Origin of the sequence: Stenotrophomonas sp. Ste96, assembly GCF_024519495.1 — a bacterium.
Classification (GTDB): Bacteria; Pseudomonadota; Gammaproteobacteria; order Xanthomonadales; family Xanthomonadaceae; genus Stenotrophomonas; species Stenotrophomonas bentonitica_A.
The window spans coordinates 1,316,711-1,338,789 of record NZ_JALJRX010000001.1 but is presented as its reverse complement, the minus strand read 5'-3'; the positions used below and the strand labels follow the sequence as shown (position 1 = coordinate 1,338,789).

Genomic DNA, 22,079 nt, shown 5'->3' with positions numbered 1-22,079 from the left:
CCGTGCGCCGCTTCAATCTTTCCGAATGGGCGCTGGGCAACCGGCCCCTGGTGCTGTTTGCGATGCTGGCCTTCGCGATCATCGGCGCGTGGTCGTACAAGCACCTGGGCCAGTCCGAAGATCCCCCGTTCACCTTCAAGGTGATGGTGGTGCGCACGAACTGGCCCGGCGCGACCGCCGAACAGGTCTCCCGCCAGGTCACCGAGCCGATCGAGAAAGCCCTGCTGAACACCGGGCAGTACGAGTTCATCCGCTCCTACTCGCGCCCGGGCGAGTCGCAGGTGATCTTCGTGGCGCGCGACAGCCTGCGCTCCAAGGCGATTCCCGACCTGTGGTACCAGGTGCGCAAGCGCGTGGGCGACATCAAGCCGACCCTGCCGCGCGAGATCGTCGGGCCGTTCTTCAACGACGAATTCGGCGACACCTTCGGCAACATCTACGCGTTGACCGGGCAGGGCTTCGACTACGCCGTGATGCGCGACTACGCCGACCGCATCCAGCTGGAACTGCAGCGCGTGCCCGATGTGGGCAAGATCGAGCTGGAAGGCCTGCAGGACGAAAAGGTCTGGATCGAGCTGTCCAACACCAAGCTGGCCACGCTGGGCGTATCGCTGCAGCAGGTGCAGCAGGCCTTGGCCGACCAGAACGCGATTGCCGCCACCAGCTTCTTTGAAACCCCGACCGATCGCGTGCAGCTGCGCGTTACCGGCCAGTTCCAGAGCGTGGAGGACATCCGCAGCTTCCCGATCCAGGCTGGCGACCGCACCGTGCACCTGGGCGACATCGCCGAGATCAAACGCGGTTTTGCCGATCCGGCCTCGCCGAAGATGCGCTTCATGGGGGAAGACGCGATCGGCATCGCCGTGGCGATGAAAGACGGCGGCGACATCCTCAAGCTGGGCAGCACGCTGGACGCCGAGTTCGAACGGCTGCAGAAGACACTGCCCGCCGGCATGCAGCTGCGCAAGGTCTCCGACCAGCCGCATGCGGTGGAAGAGTCGGTCGGCGAGTTCGTGCAGGTGCTGACTGAAGCGGTGGTGATCGTGCTGCTGGTGAGCTTCTTCTCGCTCGGCCTGCGCACCGGCCTGGTGGTGGGTGTGACCATTCCGCTGGTGCTGGCGATGACGTTCTTCGTCATGCATTACTTCGGCATCGGCCTGCACAAGATTTCCCTGGGCGCGCTGGTGCTGGCGCTGGGCCTGCTGGTGGACGATGCGATCATCGCCGTGGAGATGATGGCCACCAAGATGGAGCAGGGGTACGACCGCCTGCGCGCGGCCAGCTTCGCCTGGGAGTCGACCGCGTTCCCGATGCTGACCGGCACGCTGATCACCGCGGCCGGCTTCCTGCCGATCGCTACGGCCGCCTCCAGCACGGGCGAGTACACCCGCTCGTTGTTCCAGGTGGTGACCATCGCACTGGTGGTGTCGTGGATCGCCGCGGTGCTGTTCATTCCGTACCTGGGCGACAAGATGTTGCCGGACCTGTTCAACCCGCAGCCGCCCAGGCCGGAGAGCCTGGCCGGGCGCTGGCACGCGCGTCGCCTGCAGTGGGCCGACCGCCATCCCGCGTTCGCGCGCTGGATCGCACCGAAGGTGCATGCGCACGACCACGATCCGTACCAGCGTCCGTTCTACGTGCGCTTCCGCAGGTTCCTCGATGTCTGCCTGCGCCACCGCTGGTGGGTGATCGCCGCCACCGCCGCGCTGTTCGTGTTCTCGCTGCTGATCTTCCGCTTCGTGCCCCAGCAGTTCTTCCCGGATTCGACCCGCCCGGAACTGATGGTGGACATCGAACTGGCCGAGGGGGCCTCGCTGCAGGCGACCCAGGCCCAGGCGGCCAAGCTGGAAAAACTGCTCAAGGACCGCGAGGGCATCAGCAACTATGTCGCTTACGTGGGCACCGGCTCGCCGCGCTTCTACCTGCCGTTGGACCAGCAGCTGCCCGCCACCAACTTCTCGCAGTTCGTGGTGCTGACCGAGAACACCAAGGCACGTGAGGCGACCCGCGACTGGCTGCTCAAGGACGTGATTCCGCAGTTCCCGGACGTGCAGATGCGCGTGACCCGCCTGGAAAACGGCCCGCCGGTCGGCTACCCGGTGCAGATGCGCATCTCCGGCGAGCATATCGAGCAGGTGCAGGCCATCGCCCGGCAGGTGGAAGCCAAGGTGCGTGCGAACCCGCACGTGATGAACGTCAACCTGGACTGGAGCGAGCCGAGCAAAGTGGTACGGCTGGTGATCGACCAGGACCGGGCACGCGCACTGGGTGTGAGCAGCGCGCAGGTGAGCCAGCTGCTGGGCACCTCGTTGTCGGGCATGAGTGTGAGCACCTACCGGGAAGGCAACCGCCTGATCGAAATGCTGCTGCGTGGGCCGGACAACGAACGCGTGCGGCTGGACATGCTGGGCAGCCTGGCGATCCCGACCAGCAGCGGCACCTCGGTGACGCTGTCGCAGGTGGCGCGCCTGGAGTACGTGTTCGAGGACGGCATCATCTGGCACCGCAACCGCCTGCCGACGGTGACGGTGCGCGCCGACATCGCCGATGCGAAGCAGCCGCTGGACGTGGTGCAGCAGATCCTGCCGACACTGGAGGAAATCCGTGCCGGGCTGCCGTCCGGTTACCTGCTTGAAACCGGCGGCACCGTGGAGGATTCCACGCGTGGCCAGGATTCGATCAAGGCCGGCATGCCGCTGTTCCTGATCGTGGTGGCCACGTTGCTGATGCTGCAGCTGCGCAGCTTCTCGCGTGCGGCGATGGTGCTGGTCACCGCGCCGCTGGGCATCATCGGCGCGACCCTGTTCCTGTTGCTGTTCCGTGCACCGTTCGGCTTCGTGGCCCTGCTGGGCACGATCGCGCTGGCCGGCATGATCATGCGCAATTCGGTGATCCTGATCGACCAGATCCAGCAGGACATCGACGCCGGCCACGACCGCTGGCACGCAATCATCGATGCCACCGTGCGTCGCTTCCGCCCGATCGTGCTGACCGCGCTGGCCGCGGTGCTGGCGATGATCCCGCTGTCGCGCAGTGCGTTCTACGGTTCGATGGCGATCTCGATCATGGGTGGCCTGATCGTCGGCACCGTGCTGACCCTGGTATTCCTGCCCGCACTGTATGCGGCGTGGTTCCGGGTGAAGCCGGATGAGGCGGGCGCTGGCTGACCTGCGGCCATGCCAATGGGTGGGGCCGACCGCTGGTCGGCGCCACCGGTGCCGCGACGGGGCATCTGGGCGGTTGCCTGGCCGGGGGCAGTTGTTTCCCCGCAGTGGTGCATCACGCGCAATTTTCGTAGAAGTTGCATTGCCTCCTGTGCGCGCAGTGGTCAGCGTAGGCAGTTGTCTGCCCAACTGCCACAGGTTCTCCATGAAGTTTCTGCACCCCATGCTGCTGATGGGTTCGACGTTGCTGGGCTCGCTTGTAGCGTCAGCGGCTGCCAGCGAAGCGGCGTTGGCGCCCGTCGCACTTCCGGCCGATGCGCGCGCGATGGCCGCCGTAACCGCCCTGGTGTCCTGCCAACCTACGACGTATACCGAGGCGGCGCTCGCCGCCGAGCTGCTGCAGCGCGCTGGCACGCGTGCGGAGGATCTTCCCGGTGCAGCCCAACGCTTTCGCCTCCCCGCCGCGGTCACGGTGCTTGGCACGCCTACGGACCTGATCGCGGTTGGCGGCGATGGCATCCACGCCATCCTGGCCGACACCCCGATCGGCAACCTCACTGGTACCGCTGCCCTGACGCCGCACCACTATCCGCAGCGCCAGGGTAGGTGGCTCACCCCCGTGGCGGTGCGCAATGACGGCGACGGATGGATCCGGCAGCGTGTGATCGAGGTGGATGTGGATCCGCAGCGCCCGGGCGATCTGCGGGTGGCGTGCGCAGAGGTCATCGACAGCCGCCGGCAGCAGCAGGAGCGAGCGGGCGACGTGGCACCCATGACGTATCCCGCCGGCACGGACGTGATGCCGCTGGTGGGAAACATACTGGAGTGCAAGGCCGACCGGCGGGCTTCGGTGACGCTGGCGACCTCTTTGTTGATGAATGGACCGCCCAGCCCACCGTTCGCGACGTGGGGAGATGAATCCGATGCGGAGCGCTTCCAATGGATACTGCCGCGCCCGTTGCCGCTGCGCGATGTGACCGTGCGCAGCCTGCGGCTCGTGGATTCGATTGCATTTGGCGCCGTAGAGGATGTGCCCGCCGCTGAGTTGGCGCGGCGTTGGGGTCTATCGTCAGCGGAGAACGATTTTGGCGAGCCGGTCTATCTGAAGGATATGCCGGTACGGGTCGCGCCGGATGGTTGGGAAGAGCAACGCCGTCTGTGGGTACTGGACGAAGAAGACGGCGCAACCCTGGTGGGGTGTGGCTACGAAGAGCGCGTCAGCGAGTTCGGCTGGTGGCCGGGCGACAGGATGGATGGCACCCTCGTCGCCCCGCGCCGGTAGAGCCGGCAGGATCAGTAAACGCCCTGCGCCAGCATCGCATCGGCCACTTTGACGAAGCCGGCGATATTGGCGCCATCCACGTAGTTCACGCTGCCATCGGCCCGCTTGCCATGGCGCACGCAGTTGGCGTGGATATCCTTCATGATGCCGTGCAGGCGCTCATCGACATCGGCGTGGTGCCACGACAGGCGCTGCGCGTTCTGGCTCATTTCCAGCCCCGAGGTGGCCACGCCGCCGGCGTTGCTGGCCTTGCCCGGCGCATACAGGGTGCCTGCCTTGAGGAAGACCTCCATGGCCTCCAGTGTCGACGGCATGTTGGCGCCTTCAGCCACGCACAGCACATCGTTGTCCACCAAGGCGCGGGCGTCGTTCTCGTCCAGTTCGTTCTGGGTGGCGCAGGGCAGGGCGATCTCAGCCGGGATGTGCCAGGGGCGCTTGCCGTCCAGGTACTCGAAGCGTGTGTCGTCGGCCAGTTCCGACAGGCAGCCGCGACGTTCGTTGCGCAGTTCCATCACCTCCTGCAGGCCCGCTTCGTCGAAGCCCTCCCGGGCGTACAGCGTGCCGCCGGAATCGGAAAGCGTGAGGACTTTCGCGCCGAGTTCGATGGCTTTGATCGCCGCATGCTGGGCCACGTTGCCAGCGCCGGAAATCAGCACTTTCGCGCCATCGGTATCGCGCCGCGCATGGTGCAGCATCTGCTCGACGAAGTAGACCGTGCCGAAGCCCGTCGCTTCCGGGCGCATCAGGCTGCCACCATAGGAGAGGCCTTTGCCGGTGAACACGCAGGCGGCATTGTTGGTGAGCTTCTTCATCATGCCGGCCATGTACCCGACCTCGCGGGCGCCCACGCCGATATCGCCAGCCGGTACATCGGTGTCTGCCCCCAGGTGGCGATGCAGTTCCAGCATCAGCGCCTGGCAGAAGCGCATCACCTCGCTGTCGCTGCGGCCCTTGGGATTGAAATCCGAACCGCCCTTGCCACCGCCCATCGGCAGGGTGGTCAGCGCGTTCTTCAGTGTCTGCTCGAACGCCAGGAACTTCAGGATCGACTGGTTCACCGAGGGATGAAAGCGCATGCCGCCCTTGAACGGGCCGATCGCCGAGCTGTGCTGCACGCGCCAGCCACGGTTGACATGGGTCTTGCCGGCATCATCGGCCCAGGCAACGCGGAACTGGATCACCCGCTCCGGCTCCACCAGCCGCTCCAGCAGGCCCTGTTCCAGGTAGCGGGGGTGGCGCTGCAGGAACGGCCACAGGCTCTGGATCACTTCTTTGACGGCCTGCAGGAATTCCGGCTGGTGCGGATCACGCTGGGCCACGTGGTTGAGAAAGTCGTCAGAGGAACGATGGTTCAAGGGCTTTCCTTGTTGGGGGCCGGCCGCTGACTGCGACGTGGCCGACGGGACAGGGAGGCCGTGCGGGATGTAGAAACACGAACGCGGCCCTCAGGCCGCGCTCGTTGCGATCATTGCAGCTTGGCAAGGACCGCGTCGGTTGCGGCGGCAGTACTCACCGCGAAACCCTTGGCGGCGAGGTCGGCGGTGAACACGCCGTCATCGAGCACGGCGTACACCGCTGCCTCGACCGTAGCAGCCTCTTCGTCCAGCCCCAGTGAATGCCGCAGCAGCATCGCAGCGCTGAAGATCGTGGCGTAGGGATTGGCGATGCCTTTGCCGGCGATGTCCGGCGCCGAGCCGTGGATCGGCTCGTAGATGCCGACCGCGCCGGGCTCGCCCAGCGAGGCCGAGGGCAGCAGGCCGAGCGAGCCGGCCAGCATCGAGGCTTCGTCGGTGAGGATGTCGCCGAACATGTTCTCGGTCACGATCACGTCGTACTCGCGTGGCTTGGCCAGCAGATGCATGGCCATCGAATCGACCAGCTGGTGCTCCAAGGCGATCTCCGGGAATTCCTCGCGGCCGATCCGTGCCGCGACGTCGCGCCACAGGCGCGAGGTCTCCAGGACGTTGGCCTTGTCCACCGAGGTGACCTTGCCGCGGCGGGTCTGCGCGAGCCGGAACGCGGTGCGCATGACGCGCTCGATCTCGCCCACGCTGTAACTGCACAGGTCGCTGGCGGTGTCGGCGGTGCGGGTCTTCTCACCGAAGTAGATGCCGCCGGTCAGTTCGCGCACGACGACGAAGTCCACGCCCTCCAGCAGTTCGGCCTTGATCGGCGAAGCGCCGAGCGCGGCGGCATGCGTGCGCACCGGGCGCAGGTTGGCATACAGCCCCAGTGCCTTGCGGATCGCCAGCAGGCCCTGTTCCGGGCGCACCTTGGCGTTGGGATCGGACCACTTCGGCCCGCCCACCGCACCGAGCAGGATGGCGTCCGCCTTCCGGCAGGCCTCCAGCGTGCTGGCCGGCAGTGGTTCGCCGTGGCGATCGATGGCGATACCACCGATGTCGTGCTCCTGGAACCCGAAGGTGTGCCCGAAACGGGTGGCGACGGCCTCCAGCACCGCCACGGCGGCGGTGGCGACTTCCGGACCGATGCCGTCACCCGGCAATACGACAATCTCAGCGTGCATGTTCACTCTCGTAACGTTCGATATCAGGGGTACGGCCCAACAGATACCCCAATTGGTCCACGCCTTCCAGCAGGCAGGTCTGCGAGAAGCCGTCCAGCGGGAAGGTATACACACGCCCATCGGGCGTGCGCAGTTCGCGTGCGGCCACGTCGATGGTCAGTGCGTCATCCGGCCGCTGCATCAGCGTCTGCACGTCGGCTTCGTCCAGCACGATCGGCAGCAGGCCGTTCTTCAGCGAATTGCCGCGGAAGATATCGGCGATCTCGCTGCTGACGATGGCACGCAGGCCCAGGTCGGTCAGCGCCCACGGCGCATGCTCGCGCGAAGAGCCGCAGCCGAAGTTGCGGCCGGCCAGCAGGATGCTGCGGCCGGCGTTGTGCGGCTGGTTGAAGGCGAACGCCGGGTTCGGCACGCCTTCGCTCTGCCAGCGCCAATCATTGAACGCATGCTTGCCCAGGCCGACACGCTCGGTGGTGGACAGGAAGCGCGCGGGGATGATCTGGTCGGTATCGATGTTGGTCTCGCGCAGCACCACGCTGGTCGAGGTCAGGGTACGGAAGCCGCTCATCAGGCCACCTCCAGCGTGGCATACAGTTCACGTGGGTCGGCAACGCGGCCGTTCACCGCCGCCCAGGCGGCCGTCATCGGCGAGGCCAGCAGGGTGCGCGAGCCGGGGCCCTGGCGGCCTTCGAAGTTGCGGTTGCTGGTGCTGACCGCCAGCTGCCCCGGGGCAACCAGGTCGCCGTTCATGGCGATGCACATCGAACAGCCGGGCTCGCGCCATTCGGCACCGGCAGCGCGCACCACCACATCGATGCCTTCGGCTTCGGCCTGGCGCTTGACGATTTCCGAGCCCGGCACCACCAGCATGCGCACGCTCGGGGCGACGCGGCGGCCCTGGAGTACCTGCGCCACTTCGCGCATGTCGCTCAGCCGGCCGTTGGTGCAGGAGCCGACGAAGACCACATCCACCGGGGTGCCGGCCAGCGTCTGCCCGGCGTGGAAGTGCATGTAATCCAGCCCCTTCTGGTCGGCCGCATCGTTGGCCGCCGGAATCGGCTGGTCCACGGCGATGGCGGTGCCGGGGTGGGTGCCCCAGGTCAGGGTCGGCCGGATGTCGGCGGCGTCGATGTGGACCTCCACGTCGAAGCGCGCACCGGGATCGCTGCGCAGCTGCGACCACGCGCTGACCGCGGCATCGAAGTCGGTGCCCTTGGGGCCACGCGGGGTGGCGGCCACCCAGTCGAAGGTGACCTGGTCGGGGGCGACCATGCCGGCACGTGCCCCGGCTTCGATGGACATGTTGCACAAGGTCATGCGCTGCTCCATGTCCATCGCTTCGATCGCGCTGCCACGGAACTCCAGCACATGGCCGGTGCCACCGTTGACGCCGATCACACCGATGATATGCAGCACCACGTCCTTGGCGCCGACGCCCTGCGCCAGCGTGCCATCCACGGTGATCGCCATCGTTTTGGCCTTGCGCTGCAGCAGGCACTGGGTGGCCAGCACGTGGCCGACCTCGCTGGTGCCGATGCCGAAGGCCAGCGCGCCGAACGCGCCGTGGGTGGAGGTGTGGCTGTCACCGCAGACGATGGTCATCCCCGGCTGGGTAAAGCCCTGCTCGGGGGCGATCACGTGCACGATGCCGCGGCTGGCCGATTGCAGGTCGAACAGCTCGATGCCGTGCGTGGCGCAGTTGTCGGCCAGCATCGCCACCTGGGCTTCGGAGGCGGCGCTGGCATACGGCAGCTTGCCGTCGGCAGCGGCCGGCAGGGTGGGGGTGGAGTGGTCCATCGTCGCCTTGGTCCGGTCCGGCCGGCGCGGGGAGAGGCCGCGCTCGCGCAGTTCGGTGAAGGCCTGCGGCGAGGTCACTTCGTGGATCAGGTGCAGGTCGATGTACAGCACGGCGGGGGCGCTGTCGGTTTCGGGCACGACGACGTGGGCGTCCCACAGTTTGTCGTACAGGGTGCGGGGAGCTGGGGTCATGGACTGGCCTTGCTGCGGTTCGGGGTACGTCATGGGGTGCTCAGGCCGCGGCGGTGGCCGTGGGCTGCTCGGTCGTCGCGCTGCGCTGGCGCAGCAGACGGTTGGCCACCTCCAGCCACGCCAATGCGGAGGCTTCGATGATGTCGCGGCTGGTGCCGGTGCCTTCGTACTCCACGCCTTCGTGGCGCACGCTCAGGTTGGCTTCGCCGCGCGCATCGGCGCCGATGCCCACACTGTGCACGTGGTAGCTGTCCAGCATCAACTGCACGCCGGTGGCGGCCGACAGCGCGCCGAACAACGCATCCACCGGGCCATCGCCCTGGGCGGTCTCGGCAACCCGGTTGCCTTCAGGATCGGACAGCTCCACCAGCGCATTGGCGCGGCTGCCGACGTCGCTGATCGTCATCGACGCCAGGCGGTAGCCGTTCTGGGTGGCACTGCCCTGCATCAGGGTCTGCAGGTCGGCATCGGTGACCACGCGCTGCTGCTCGCACAGCGCCTTGAACTGCTCGAAGACCAGCTTCAGCTCTTCTTCTTCCAGCCAGAAGCCCAACGCACGCAGGCGCTGGTCGACCGCGGCGCGGCCACTGTGGCGGCCCAGCACCATCTGCGAGGACTCCCAGCCCACGTCTTCCGGTCGCATGATTTCGTAGGTGCCGCGGTGGCGCAGCATGCCGTGCTGGTGGATGCCCGACTCGTGCGCGAAGGCGTTGGCGCCGACGATCGCCTTGTTGCGCTGGACCGGCATGCCGACCAGGCGCTGCAGCAGCTGCGAGGTGGCCACGATGCGCTGGGTGTTGATGCGCGTGTCTTCGTCGTAGAAGGCGTTGCGTACCTTCAGCACCATCGCGATCTCTTCCAGCGAGCAGTTGCCCGCGCGCTCCCCGATGCCGTTGATCGTGCACTCGACCTGGCGTGCGCCACCTTCGATGGCGGCCAGCGAGTTGGCCACGGCCAGGCCCAGATCGTTGTGGCAGTGCGCGCTGAAGATGATCCGGTCGCTGTCGGGCACGCCGGCGATCACCCGCTGGAACATGCCGCGGATCTCTTCGGGCGTGGTGAACCCCACGGTGTCGGGCAGGTTGATGGTGGTGGCGCCGGCGGCCACGGCCACGCGGGCAACCTCGATCAGGAAATCTTCCTCGGTGCGCGTGGCATCTTCAGCGGAGAACTCCACATCGCCCACGTAGCTGCGGGCCAGGCTGACGTGCTTGTGCACCGACTCCAGCACCTGCTCGCGGCTCATGCGCAGCTTGTGCTCGCGATGCAGCGGGCTGGTCGACAGGAACACATGCAGGCGCGGGTTCGCGGCGGCTTCCAGCGCCTTGGCCGAGGTTTCGATATCGGCGGCCAGGCAGCGCGACAGCACGGCCAGGGTCGGGCGACGGACCTCACGGGCGATCATCGCCATCGCTTCGCGGTCGGACTGGGAACTGGCCGGGAAGCCGGTTTCCATGACATCCACGCCCAGCTCGTCCAGCGCGCGGGCCATCACCAGCTTCTGCTGCGGGCTCATGCTGCAGCCGGGCGATTGTTCGCCGTCGCGCAGGGTGGTGTCGAAAATTCTGATTCGGGGGGAGTTGGGCATGGTCACCAGGAGGTCTCCTCGACGGCAATGTCGGATGGGATGGCAGAGGTAGGAATCGAAACGGAAATCGGGGGTGTCGCGAGCACGGTTGGTAGGGGCGGGCGTGTTCGCTCGCTGGCGCGGCGGCGCGGTTTGCGCGGGGGGCGGGGACGGATGTCGGCCAGCAGCTGGGCCAGGACCAGCGCATCGATGTTGCCGCCGGAGACCACCGCGCACTTGCGCTTGCCGGCCACGCGGCGGCCGGCCGCCAGCGCCAGCGCGCCGGCGCCTTCGGCGATGACGTGTTCTTCCAGCGCCAGCCGCACCAGGGTTTCGCGCAACTCGGCTTCGCGGACGATGACGACATCATCCAGCAACGCGCTGCACAGCCTGCGGGTCAGGAAACCGGGGATCTTCACCTTGACGCCGTCGGCCAGGGTGGCGACCGGGGCGATCTCACGCACGTCGCCGCGGATCGCACGGGCCATCGAATCGACGCCCTCGACCTGCGCGCCGACGATGCGTACGCCCTGCGATTTCAGCGCCAGCGCGACGCCCGAGGCCAGGCCACCGCCGCCGATCGGCACGATCACCACGTCGGGCGCATGCGGGGCCAGTTCGATGCCCAGGGTGCCCTGGCCGGCGATCACATCGGGATCGTCGAAGGCGGACAGGAACCGGTAGCCGTGCTGGTCGGCCAGGGCGCGGGCGAAGGCATAGGCCTCGTCGTAGCTCTCGCCGTGCTGGCGGACCGTGGCGCCCCAGTGGGCGACACCGGCAATCTTGGTGGCGGGCGCACCGTGGGGCATCACGGTGATCGCGGGGATGTTCAGACGGTAGGCGGCCCAGGCCACGCCCTGGGCGTGGTTGCCGGCCGAGGCGCAGATGACCGGGCGGTCATCGCCGCGTTCACGCCCGGCCAGCAGTGCGTTCAGGGCGCCGCGCACCTTGTACGACCCGGTGCGCTGCAGGTTCTCCAGCTTCAGCCACACGCCGAAACGTTCGGCGTAATGCAGCGGCGTGGGCGGCAGGAAGCGGCGCAGCCGCGCCTGCGCGGCCAGCACGTCGGCGACGCTTACGTCGCCTACATCCGGTTCCTGCGGGGCGCGGCTAGCCGGCATCGTGCACCCGGCCACGGTGATCGTCGCCATGCGGTACGCGCTGCGACGGCGCACGGTGCGGCGCACGACCGAGAAGGCACCTCCGTACCGGCACCGATGCAGCGGTGCGGGCGTTCATGCGGATACTCCGGGTTCCAGTGCGCTGATGCGCACCGAAACACAGTCGTAGATCTTCTCGATCTGGCGGCGCAGCGTTTCCGGTGGACGGGTGCTGTCCACCACCAGCTGCAGGTGCCAGCGGCCATCGTCGGCGGCATTGGGCGCGCCGGCGATCGCGCGCGGTGCGAAGCCGCGGCGTTCGGCCATGCCGATCACGCGCAGCAGCGCGCCTTCGGCCGGGGTCAGCACCAGGTCAAGCCGGTATTGCATTGGGGAACTCCTGGGACTGATGGGCGGGGTTGCTTTCCAGCATCGTGCTGTTGGCGTTGTTGGGCGGCACCAGCGGCCACACGTTGGCACGGGCATCGATGGCCACATGCAGCAGCGCCGGGCCGGGCTGGGCCAGCATCGCGGCCAGGCCACCCTCGACATCGTCACGCGCTTCGATGCGCGTGGCCGGAATACCGAACACCTGCGCCAGCGCAGCGAAGTCCGGGTTGTCGGACAGATCGATCTCGCTGTAGCGCTCGGCGAAGAACAGCTCCTGCCACTGGCGGACCATGCCCAGCGAGCTGTTGTCCAGCAGCACGATCTTCACCGGTAGGCGGCAGCGGGCGATGGTGACCAGCTCCTGCACGTTCATCATGAAACTGCCATCGCCGGAGACCAGCACCACGGTGCGGTCGGGGCAGGCGAACTGCGCGCCCATCGCTGCCGGCAGGCCGAAGCCCATGGTGCCCAGCGCGCCGCTGGTCAGGTGGTTGCGTGGGTGGTTGAAGCGGCAGTGCTGGGCGACCCACATCTGATGCTGGCCGACATCGCAGGCGATGATCGCGTCGCTCGGGGCCAGTTCGCTCAGGCGCTTCAGCAGCGCCGGTGCATAGATGTGCTTGCCCGGTGCGTCGTAGCGCGGCGCGAAGCGTTCACGATGGCCCTGGCAGCGCTTCGCCCAGGCCTCCTGCGTGGCCGGGGCGGTGGCCGCGGCGGTCAGCGCGCGCAGCGCCGTACCCACGTTGCCCGGCACCGCGATGTCGGCGGTGCGCAGCTTGGAGATCTCGTACGCGTCGGCATCGATATGCACGACGCGCGCAAACGGAGCGAACTCGTTCAACTTGCCGGTGGCGCGGTCATCGAAACGGGCGCCGACCACCACCAGCAGATCGCTTTCCTGCACCGCCATGTTGGCCGCGCGGGTACCGTGCATGCCCAGCATGCCCAGGTAGTGAGGATGCTGCGGCGGCAGCGCACCCAGCCCGCGCAGGGTCAGCACGGTCGGGATCGCCGTTGCCTCGACGAAGGCACGGAAGTCCTCCACCGCATCGCCCAGCGCCACGCCACCACCGGCATAGATCACCGGCTTCTCGGCCTCGGCGATGGCGGCGATGGCGTGCGCGATGGCCTCGTCCTGCGGCGCAGGCGGTGCCACCACGGTGGAGGGGACGTGGTCGGGCAGATGCGACGCATCGGCGACCTGCACGTCCTTGGGCAGATCGATCAGCACCGGACCCGGGCGACCCTCGCGGGCGATCCGGAACGCATCGGCGACCACCTGCGGCAGGTCATCGACCGAGCGCACCAGCCAGCTGTGCTTGACGATCGGCAGGGTCAGCCCGAACACGTCCAGTTCCTGGAACGCGTCGGTGCCCAGCAGCGGGGTGGCGACCTGGCCGGTGATGCAGACCATCGGCACCGAATCCAGCATCGCATCGGCGATGCCGGTGACCAGGTTGGAGGCGCCCGGGCCGGAGGTGGCGACGCAGACGCCGACCCGGCCACTGGCGCGGGCGAAGCCGTTGGCAGCCAGGGCGGCGCCCTGTTCGTGGCGGACCAGGATGTGCTTCAGCCCGGAATCCACCAGGGCGTCGTAGAACGGCATGATGGTGCCGCCCGGATAGCCGAACAGCGTATGCACGCCCTCGGCTTCCAGGGCCTGCGTCAACCAGCGTGCGCCGTTGCGGGGCGCGGTGCTGTGTGCGGAGGTGTTCATGCGGTGACCTTTACGAAAGCGGGTGGGGGAGCCGCGCGTTTACGCGGCTTGACTTTGCAACCAGACCATCTTGGCGCGCAGTTCCTTGCCTACCTTCTCGATCGGGTGCTCCAGGTCGGCCTGCTTGAACTTGTTGTAGTTCGGCAGGCCCGCTTCGTACTCGGCCACCCAGTTCTTGGTGAAGGTGCCGTTCTGGATGTCGGTCAGCACGTCCTTCATGCGCGCCTTGGTACCGGCATCGATGACGCGCGGGCCGCTGACGTAGTCGCCGTACTGCGCGGTCTCGGAGATGAATTCCAGCATGCGGGTGATGCCACCTTCGTAGAACAGATCCACGATCAGCTTCAATTCGTGCAGTACTTCGTAATAGGCGATTTCCGGCTGATAGCCGGCTTCGACCAGGGTTTCGAACCCGGCCTGGACCAGTGCCGAAGCACCGCCGCACAGCACGGCCTGTTCGCCGAACAGATCGGTCTCGGTCTCTTCCTTGAAGGTGGTCTGGATCAGGTTGGCGCGCGCGCCGCCCAGACCACCGGCGTAAGCCAGCGCGAACTCGGCGGCCTTGCCGCTCTTGTCCTGGTAGACCGCCCAGATGCACGGCACGCCGCGGCCGATTTCATACTCGCGACGCACCAGTGCGCCCGGGCCCTTCGGCGCGACCAGCACCACGTCCAGATCCTCGCGCGGTTTGATCATGTCGAAATGCACGTTCAGGCCGTGCGCGAACAGCAGCACCGCGCCCTGTTTCATGTTCGGTGCGAGCACGTCTTCGTAGAGCTTTTTCTGCACCATGTCCGGGGTCAGCACCGCGACCAGATCGGCATCCTTCACCGCTTCGGACGGGGCTTTGACGGTGAAGCCGTCGGCCTGTGCCTTGACCTCGGTCGGACCGCCCGGGCGCAGCCCGACGACGACATCGAAACCGGATTCACGCAGATTCAGCGCGTGCGCGCGGCCCTGGCTGCCGTAGCCGACAACAGCGATCTTGATCTGGGGCAGGTCGTTGGTGCTCATGGGGGAGGTCCTTTGGAGGCAAGAAAAAAGAGGGCCGACGGTCAGCGACGCGTCGGCCCATCAGGGGAAGGGGTGGCACCGGCCTGGCCGCGACCACACGCGAACGCACCCGCCGTGGGGGCGGTGGGCGTCGGCTGGCTCGGGGCGGGCTGGCGGGTCATGGTGGAAGGCAACTCGGAGGGGAGGATGGAAAACAAAGGGTTCTGAAACGAAAAAACCCGCACCTGGTCGGGTGCGGGTTTTGATGGATACCTGGCAGTCTTGCTTACACGCCGGTCCGTCCCGCACCTGTTGGTTGGGTAATAAGTACGAGGACGAGAAGCGAATGGATCGCGGCCGCGCCGGGGTCGGCGTGCTGGATGGATTCGCGGGTGGCTGTGCGCTGCAACATGAGATCGAGAAAACCACACGGGTTTTGGCGGTGTCAACCCTGGCAGGACAATTTCCATCGGTTTCGTCTGCATCCACCGCAATGCCCCGCCAGACAAGGATGGTTGCGGCTGAAAGCGTTCCGGTGAACCGGAATTCAGTATTTTGGCGCTGTCGATTGCGCGGATCCGGGGCCGATTTCCACCCCGGTACATGACCATTGTGGGATGTCATCACAGGGCATCTGCCGCCACCATCGATGTCGCTACCACCCTTCAGGAATTCCCCCGTGTCCCCACGCCTCGCCCGCGGCCTGCTCGCCGCCGCCCTGCTGTCCACGCTGCCCGCCGCGGCGATCGCCGCAGACCGGATCACCGGCCATACCTTTGCCACCCGCTCGGAGGTGATCGCCCCGCACGCGATGGCCGCCACCTCCCAGCCCCTGGCCACGCAGATCGCCCTGGACGTGATGAAGTCCGGTGGCTCGGCCGTGGATGCCGCGATCGCCGCCAATGCTGCCCTCGGCCTGATGGAGCCGACCGGCAATGGCGTGGGTGGCGACCTGTTCGCGATCGTCTGGGACCCCAAAACCGAGAAGCTGTATGGCTACAACGGCTCGGGCCGCTCGCCGAAGTCGCTGACCCTGGCCGAGTTCCAGCGCCGCGGCCTGAAGGAAATCCCCGCCACCGGGCCGCTGCCGGTCTCGGTGCCCGGCGCGGTGGACGGCTGGTTCGCCCTGCATGACCGTTTCGGCCGCAAGCCGATGGCCGACAACCTGGCCCCGGCGATCCGCTACGCCCGCGAAGGCCACCCGGTCGCCGAGGTCATCGCCTACTACTGGGACCGCTCGGTGCCGCGACTGTCCAAGTATCCTGGCTTCACCGAGCAGTTCACGATCAACGGCCATGCCCCGCGCAAGGGCGAGATGTGGAAGAACCCGAACCTGGCCCACACCTTTGAGCAGATCGCCCAAGGCGGGCGCGATGCCTTCTACAAGGGCGACATCGCCCGCACCATCGGCACCTACTTCAAGGCCAACGGCGGCTACCTGAGCTATGACGACATGGCCAGCCACCATGGCGAGTGGGTGGAGCCGGTCAGCAGCAACTACCGTGGCTATGACGTGTGGGAACTGCCCCCGAACAGCCAGGGCATCGCGGCGCTGCAGATCCTCAATGTGCTCGAAGGCTACGACTTCTCCAGGATTCCCTTTGGCTCACCCGAACACGTGCACCTGTTCGTGGAGGCCAAGAAGCTGGCCTTCGCCGACCGCGCGCGCTTCTACACCGACCCGGCGTTCCATCCGGCCCCGGTCGACCGGCTGATTTCCAAGGGTTACGCCGCCGAGCGCCGCAAGCTGATCTCGATGGACAAGGCGCTGAGCGAAGTGCAGCCGGGCACGCCCAAGCAGCTGCAGGAAGGCGACACGATCTACATGACCGTGGCCGATGCCGACGGCATGATGGTCTCGCTGATCCAGTCCAACTACCGCGGCATGGGCAGCGGCATGGCGCCTCCGGGCCTGGGCTTCATCCTGCAGGACCGTGGCGAGATGTTCGTGCTGCGCAAGGATCACCCGAACGGGTATGCACCGGGCAAGCGTCCGTTCCAGACGATCATTCCAGGGTTCGTCACCAAGGATGGCAAGCCGTGGATGAGCTTCGGGGTGATGGGCGGTGCGATGCAGCCGCAGGGCCATGCGCAGATCGTGATGAACATGGTCGACTTCGGGATGAATCTGCAGGAGGCCGGCGATGCGCCGCGCATCCAGCACGAGGGCTCGACCGAGCCGACCGGCCAGGCGACGGCGATGAGCGATGGCGGCGAAGTGAATCTGGAAACGGGCTTCCCGTATGAGACGGTGCGGGCGCTGATGCGCAAGGGCCACCGTGTTGTTTTTGCGGATGGCCCGTATGGCGGGTATCAGGCGATCCTGCGTGATCCGGAGACCGGGGTGTATTACGGGGCGTCGGAAAGCCGCAAGGATGGGCAGGCGGCGGGTTACTGATTTTCTCGCACTCCGTAGTGCCGACCGTTGGTCGGCACTAGCGCAGAGCAGAGCGTAGAGCAGGACGCTTCGGGGCTTCGGGGGGGGCGTGCGCATGGCAAATGCGCACATGGCCGAAGCGGTAGAGCCACGCCATGCGTGGCTCCTCTCACTGCAACCCACCCGCCCCGCCCACCGATAGCCCGGAAGGCGGGATGCTTCAAGCGTTCAGCTCAAGGCGCCCGAGCTGCCTCATCGCGCGTTTCTTCCTGCGCCGCGATTTCCCGCTCGATCCACTCATCCATCAACCGCCGCGCACGCTGCGCACGGCGCCGCTGCAGCGCATGCTCCATGTCCAGCACCCGGTACAACGACCACATCACCGCCAACATCAACAACGCAAACGGCAGCGCCGCGATCGTGATCATCCCCTGCAGCGCATTGAGGCCGCCGGCCAACAGCAGCACGCCCGCGATCAACGCAATCGCCACGCCCCACACCATCCGGCGTGCCAGCGGCGGATCACCGGATTCCTCGGTCGACATCGTCGCCAGCACCAGCACCGCCGAATCAGCCGAGGTCACGAAGAAGATCATCAACAGCACCAGCGCGATCGCCGACAACACCATCGGCATCGGCAGGCTGTCGAACATCGTGAACAGCACCGTCTCGTAGCCATTGCCCAGCGCCTGCGCCAGGTCCACGTGGCCGAAGATCTGCGACCACAGCGCGGTGCCGCCGAATACCGAGAACCACAGGAAGCCCAGCACGCTCGGTGCGATCACCACGCCCAGCACGAACTCGCGGATGCTGCGCCCACGCGAGACGCGGGCGATGAACGAGCCCACGAACGGCGCCCACGCGATCCACCAGGCCCAGTAGAAGATCGTCCAGTCCGCCACCCAGGTGCTGCCCGAGAACGGCGACATGCGCAGGCTCATGGTGACCAGCGAGTTGAGGTAGGAGCCGATCGTGGTAGTGAACGTATCGAAGATGAAACCGGTGGGCCCCAGCACCATCACCAGCGCCAGCAGTACCGCCGCCAGACCCAGGTTGAAGTTGGAGAGCCACTTGATGCCACGGTTGACGCCGCTGGTGGTGGAGGCCATGTACAGCACGAACGCCACCGCGATGATGGTCAGCTGCACCGGCACCGAGGCCTGGATGCCGAACACGCGCTCGAGACCGGCGGCGATCTGGATCGTGCCGAAGCCCAGCGTCGTTGCCACACCGATCGCCGTGGCGACCACCGCAGCGACGTTGACGACAGTGCCCATCCAGCCCCGGTGGTGCGCACCGATGATCGGCTGCAGCAGATCACTGATCAGCCCGCGGCCGTTGCGGTTGAACTGGAACCACGCCATCGCCAGGCCGATCAGGGCGTAGATCGCCCAGGGATGCAGGCCCCAATGGAAGAACGCATAGCGCATCGATGCGCGCGCCGCCTCCATGCTTTGCGGGGCCAACCCTTCCGGTGGCTTCACGAAATGCGAGATCGGCTCGGCCGCGCCCCAGAACACCAGGCCGATACCCATGCCGGCCGCGAACAGCATCGACATCCAGCTCGCGTTGGAGAAGTCGGGTTCGGCGTCTTCGCCGCCGATGCGCAGCGAACCGAAGCGGCCGAAGGCCAGGTACATCAGGAACGACAGGGTGATGAACACCACCAGCAGGTACAGCCAGCCGGTACTGCGGATGATGGTGGACAGGCCGCTCTGGACGACCTCGTTGAAGGGGCCCGGCGCGAGGCCGGCGATCAGCACCAGCAGTGCGACCAGTGCGATGGAAATGCGGAACACCATGCAGGCGTGTCTCCGATCAGTAGGGGCGAGCCGAGGCTTGCAATCTCCAGCGGCACGGCGGCAACGACTGGGGCGGATCAAGCCGGTCGAGGCCGGTCAGTACGGACGTCAATGGCGTCGAACAATGCGCAATGCGCGCGTGATCGGGACGCTACCCCTGATCGCACCGCATACCGCGCTGCAGCATCGTAGTGCATCAGATGTCGGCGCCTTGTTCACACCCAGGGCCAAGCAGCTTGGTTGGTCCGCCCCAGCGCGCTGACGGTCTTCGCTTTGTGCTCTAATTCGCCCCGAAGCGGGGGTACCGCGGCCCAGTGGCCAAGGTTGAGACAGTCCCTTCGAACCTGATCCGGTTGATACCGGCGTAGGGAAGCTTCGCAATTGCTGATGCACTGCGCCGTAGGGCTGCCCCGCCCGAAGACCGCCCGTGTTGCGTCTGCCGTGCGCCGCCGCTTCGTCCGTTCCGCCCATTCCCGGGCGGAACCCGATCCAGGACGACGTCATGAACGCAGCGCTTTCCTCCCTGCAGCAGCAGGCCCAGCAATTGTCCGAATCGGTCACGCGCCCGATTCCCGGCTCACGCAAGATCCATGTGCCGGGTTCACGCAGCGACCTGCAGGTGCCGATGCGCGAGATCGTGCTGACCCGCACGCCGACCCTGTTTGGTGGGGAAGAGAACGCGCCGGTCACCGTGTATGACACGTCTGGCCCGTATACCGATCCGAATGCGCGGATCGACCTCTCCGTGGGGCTGCCGCCCTTGCGTGCCGGCTGGGTGGCCGAGCGGGGCGATACTGATGTGCTCGATGGCCTGAGCTCGGCATTTGGCCGCTCCCGCGAAACCGATGCGCGCCTGGATGCGGTGCGCTTCCCGTCGCGGCTGCAGCCACGGCGCGCGCGGTCCGGTGCCAACGTCACCCAGATGCACTACGCACGCCGCGGCATCATCACCCCGGAAATGGAATTCGTCGCCATCCGAGAGAACCAGCGCATCGAGGCCATTGTCGATGCCGCGCTGCTCAGGCAGCATCCCGGCGAAGCCTTCGGCGCATCCATCCCGGCGCGCATCACGCCGGAATTCGTCCGCGATGAAATCGCCCGCGGCCGTGCGGTGCTGCCCAACAACATCAACCATCCGGAAAGCGAGCCGATGATCATCGGCCGCAACTTCCTCACCAAGATCAACGCCAACATCGGCAACAGCGCGGTTTCCTCGGGCATCGCCGAGGAAGTGGAAAAGCTGGTCTGGGCGATCCGCTGGGGCGGTGACACCGTGATGGACCTGTCCACCGGCAAGCACATCCACGAGACCCGCGAATGGATCCTGCGCAACTCGCCGGTGGCCATTGGCACCGTGCCGATCTACCAGGCACTGGAAAAGGTCGATGGCCGCGCGGAGGAACTGACCTGGGACATCTTCCGCGACACGCTGATCGAGCAGGCCGAGCAGGGCGTGGACTACTTCACCATCCATGCCGGTGTGCTGCTGCGCTATGTGCCGTTGACCGCCGGGCGCGTGACCGGGATCGTCTCGCGGGGCGGCTCGATCATGGCCAAGTGGTGCCTGGCACACCACAAGGAAAACTTCCTGTACACCCACTTCGAAGACATCTGCGAGATCATGAAGGCCTACGACGTGACCTTCTCGCTTGGCGACGGCCTGCGCCCGGGGTGCATCGCCGACGCCAACGACGCGGCGCAGTTCGGTGAGCTGGAAACGCTGGGTGAGTTGACCAAGATCGCCTGGAAGCACGATGTGCAGACCATGATCGAAGGCCCCGGCCACGTGCCGATGCAGCTGATCAAGGAAAACATGGACAAGCAGCTGCGTGAGTGCGGTGAGGCGCCGTTCTACACACTCGGCCCGCTGACCACCGATATCGCCCCGGGCTACGACCACATCACCAGTGCGATCGGCGCGGCCATGATCGGCTGGTACGGCACGGCGATGCTCTGTTACGTCACGCCTAAAGAGCACCTGGGGCTGCCCAACCGCCAGGACGTGCGCGACGGCATCATGGCCTACCGCATTGCCGCGCACGCCTCGGACCTGGCCAAGGGCCATCCCGGCGCGCAGGTGCGTGACAACGCGCTGAGCAAGGCACGCTTCGAATTCCGCTGGGAAGACCAGTTCCATCTCGGGCTGGATCCGGAGAAAGCCAAGGAGTTCCACGACGAAACGCTGCCCAAGGACGCGCACAAGCTGGCCCACTTCTGCTCGATGTGCGGCCCGCACTTCTGCTCGATGAAAATCACCCAGGACGTGCGTGACTATGCAGCGGGGCAGGGCCTGGATGAGCGCACGGCGCTGGAGGCCGGCATGGCCGAAAAGTCCGCACAGTTTCGCGATCTGGGCGCAGAGGTGTATCGCCAGGAGTAACGTATAGGCCGGGGCGGGCACGCCGTCCCGGCCATCATCCGGCGCGCGCACGATTCCGGCTAAGCTCGGCGCGACCAGGCAGGGGTGGGGGACCACAATGGCGATAGCACGCAGCACCAAATGGCTGGCCATCGCGCGCCGGCATCCCTCGGCCTGGTTGTTGGCCGTGCAGCTGCTGGGCGTGCTGCTTTACCCCGCGATGGACGAGGCCGGCGCCAGCCGCGCGCTGTTCGGCGCGTTCGGCATCGCCGTGCTCGGCCTGGCGCTGTGGGTGGTGCGGCGCAGTCCGCTTGGAATGTGGGTGGCGCTGGTGCTGGCGATTCCCTCGGTGGTCTTCTCCATTGCAGGCGCCCTGCTGGAGCGCCCGGCACTGGTGACCACCGCACAGCTGCTCGAATGCCTGCTGTATTTCTATACGGCCGGCAGCCTGATCGCCTACATGCTGCAGGACCACAAGGTGACCCGTGACGAACTGTTCGCTGCGGGCGCCACGTTCACGCTTTTGGCCTGGGCCTTCGCCTTCGCGTTCGCGGTCTGCCAGCAGTGGTACCCGGGCAGTTTCGTGGCGACCAGCGAGAGCGAATTGAGGACCTGGATGGAGCTGCTTTATCTCAGCTTCAGCTTGTTGTCCGGGGTGGGGTTGAGCGACGTCGTGCCGATCCATTCCCAAGCGCGTGCATTGGTAATGCTGGAGCAGTTTTCAGGCGTGATGTACGTCGCCCTGGTGGTCTCGCGGCTCGTCGGGCTGACCATGTTGGCGCGTGCACGAAACTGAATCCAGGATAAAAAAT

The 22,079-nt window shown here is 66.6% G+C and carries 15 protein-coding genes and 1 riboswitch; of the genes, 5 read left to right on the top strand and 10 right to left on the bottom strand.

From position 1 onward, the window contains the following. Positions 1–2: 2 nt before the first annotated feature. Both OC373_RS06075 and OC373_RS06070 read left to right on the top strand, forming a co-directional pair. Positions 3–3,167, top strand: a complete 3,165-nt coding sequence (locus OC373_RS06075) for an efflux RND transporter permease subunit (RefSeq protein WP_070425870.1) — start codon at positions 3–5, stop codon at positions 3,165–3,167. A gap of 202 nt (positions 3,168–3,369) precedes the next feature. After that, positions 3,370–4,446: a hypothetical protein gene (locus OC373_RS06070; protein WP_156785694.1), complete on the top strand. Its 1,077-nt coding sequence runs from the start codon at positions 3,370–3,372 to the stop codon at positions 4,444–4,446. 11 nt (positions 4,447–4,457) lie between these two features. Here OC373_RS06070 and gdhA read toward each other — a convergent pair whose 3' ends face one another. The 9 genes from gdhA to ilvC form a co-directional block, all read right to left on the bottom strand. Further along, positions 4,458–5,801 carry an NADP-specific glutamate dehydrogenase gene (gene gdhA / locus OC373_RS06065; RefSeq protein WP_070425868.1) on the bottom strand — a complete coding sequence of 448 codons (1,344 nt, stop codon included), beginning with the start codon at positions 5,799–5,801 and terminating at the stop codon, positions 4,458–4,460. A gap of 110 nt (positions 5,802–5,911) precedes the next feature. After that, positions 5,912–6,973, bottom strand: coding sequence for a 3-isopropylmalate dehydrogenase (leuB, locus tag OC373_RS06060; protein WP_070425867.1), 1,062 nt, complete (start codon positions 6,971–6,973; stop codon positions 5,912–5,914). Further along, positions 6,963–7,541, bottom strand: a complete 579-nt coding sequence (gene leuD / locus OC373_RS06055) for a 3-isopropylmalate dehydratase small subunit (RefSeq protein WP_019183806.1) — start codon at positions 7,539–7,541, stop codon at positions 6,963–6,965. The genes leuB and leuD overlap by 11 nt, the downstream gene beginning before the upstream one ends. Further along, the gene (leuC, locus tag OC373_RS06050; RefSeq protein ID WP_026069872.1) at positions 7,541–8,962 is read right to left on the bottom strand and encodes a 3-isopropylmalate dehydratase large subunit; all 1,422 of its coding nucleotides are present in this window, start codon (positions 8,960–8,962) and stop codon (positions 7,541–7,543) included. Before leuC ends, leuD begins: the two co-directional genes overlap by 1 nt. Before the next feature lie 40 nt (positions 8,963–9,002). Then, positions 9,003–10,550 (bottom strand): 2-isopropylmalate synthase, encoded by a 1,548-nt coding sequence (locus OC373_RS06045; RefSeq protein ID WP_037553334.1) that lies wholly within the window; start codon positions 10,548–10,550, stop codon positions 9,003–9,005. A gap of 2 nt (positions 10,551–10,552) precedes the next feature. Continuing rightward, complete coding sequence (locus OC373_RS06040) at positions 10,553–11,650, bottom strand: threonine dehydratase (protein ID WP_070427460.1); 1,098 nt, start codon at positions 11,648–11,650, stop codon at positions 10,553–10,555. A 114-nt stretch (positions 11,651–11,764) separates the two neighbouring features. Then, on the bottom strand, positions 11,765–12,019 hold the full coding sequence (locus OC373_RS06035; RefSeq protein ID WP_019183810.1) for an ACT domain-containing protein: 255 nt from the start codon (positions 12,017–12,019) through the stop codon (positions 11,765–11,767). Continuing rightward, positions 12,003–13,736 (bottom strand): acetolactate synthase 2 catalytic subunit, encoded by a 1,734-nt coding sequence (gene ilvG, locus OC373_RS06030; RefSeq protein ID WP_046273524.1) that lies wholly within the window; start codon positions 13,734–13,736, stop codon positions 12,003–12,005. The genes OC373_RS06035 and ilvG overlap by 17 nt, the downstream gene beginning before the upstream one ends. A 39-nt stretch (positions 13,737–13,775) precedes the next feature. Then, a complete protein-coding gene (gene ilvC / locus OC373_RS06025; protein ID WP_261997264.1) occupies positions 13,776–14,750 on the bottom strand; it encodes a ketol-acid reductoisomerase in 975 nt (324 codons plus the stop codon). Between the two features lie 658 nt (positions 14,751–15,408). Here ilvC and ggt point away from each other — a divergent pair. Beyond that, positions 15,409–17,127, top strand: coding sequence for a gamma-glutamyltransferase (ggt, locus tag OC373_RS06020; RefSeq protein WP_261997263.1), 1,719 nt, complete (start codon positions 15,409–15,411; stop codon positions 17,125–17,127). A gap of 212 nt (positions 17,128–17,339) precedes the next feature. On the opposite strand, the gene OC373_RS06015 is transcribed toward ggt, so the two are convergent. After that, positions 17,340–18,908: a BCCT family transporter gene (locus OC373_RS06015; RefSeq protein ID WP_019183813.1), complete on the bottom strand. Its 1,569-nt coding sequence runs from the start codon at positions 18,906–18,908 to the stop codon at positions 17,340–17,342. A gap of 287 nt (positions 18,909–19,195) precedes the next feature. After that, positions 19,196–19,297, top strand: a riboswitch (TPP riboswitch). A gap of 113 nt (positions 19,298–19,410) precedes the next feature. Between OC373_RS06015 and thiC the strand changes: the two genes are divergently transcribed. Together thiC and OC373_RS06005 are read left to right on the top strand one after the other, a co-directional pair. Further along, positions 19,411–21,288, top strand: a complete 1,878-nt coding sequence (gene thiC, locus OC373_RS06010) for a phosphomethylpyrimidine synthase ThiC (protein ID WP_261997262.1) — start codon at positions 19,411–19,413, stop codon at positions 21,286–21,288. Positions 21,289–21,385: 97 nt separating this feature from the next. Continuing rightward, complete coding sequence (locus tag OC373_RS06005) at positions 21,386–22,063, top strand: ion channel (protein WP_019183815.1); 678 nt, start codon at positions 21,386–21,388, stop codon at positions 22,061–22,063. Positions 22,064–22,079: the final 16 nt, after the last annotated feature.

Bases quoted from the DNA above. Each gene is read 5' to 3' on its own strand.
- OC373_RS06070 (WP_156785694.1), top strand. From the start codon at position 3,370: ATGAAGTTTCTGCACCCCATGCTGCTGATGGGTTCGACGTTGCTGGGC.
- leuB (WP_070425867.1), bottom strand. From the start codon at position 6,973: ATGCACGCTGAGATTGTCGTATTGCCGGGTGACGGCATCGGTCCGGAA.
- leuD (WP_019183806.1), bottom strand. From the start codon at position 7,541: ATGAGCGGCTTCCGTACCCTGACCTCGACCAGCGTGGTGCTGCGCGAG.
- leuC (WP_026069872.1), bottom strand. From the start codon at position 8,962: ATGACCCCAGCTCCCCGCACCCTGTACGACAAACTGTGGGACGCCCAC.
- OC373_RS06045 (WP_037553334.1), bottom strand. From the start codon at position 10,550: ATGCCCAACTCCCCCCGAATCAGAATTTTCGACACCACCCTGCGCGAC.
- OC373_RS06040 (WP_070427460.1), bottom strand. From the start codon at position 11,650: ATGCCGGCTAGCCGCGCCCCGCAGGAACCGGATGTAGGCGACGTAAGC.
- OC373_RS06035 (WP_019183810.1), bottom strand. From the start codon at position 12,019: ATGCAATACCGGCTTGACCTGGTGCTGACCCCGGCCGAAGGCGCGCTG.
- ilvG (WP_046273524.1), bottom strand. From the start codon at position 13,736: ATGAACACCTCCGCACACAGCACCGCGCCCCGCAACGGCGCACGCTGG.
- ilvC (WP_261997264.1), bottom strand. From the start codon at position 14,750: ATGAGCACCAACGACCTGCCCCAGATCAAGATCGCTGTTGTCGGCTAC.
- OC373_RS06015 (WP_019183813.1), bottom strand. From the start codon at position 18,908: ATGGTGTTCCGCATTTCCATCGCACTGGTCGCACTGCTGGTGCTGATC.
- thiC (WP_261997262.1), top strand. From the start codon at position 19,411: ATGAACGCAGCGCTTTCCTCCCTGCAGCAGCAGGCCCAGCAATTGTCC.
- OC373_RS06005 (WP_019183815.1), top strand. From the start codon at position 21,386: ATGGCGATAGCACGCAGCACCAAATGGCTGGCCATCGCGCGCCGGCAT.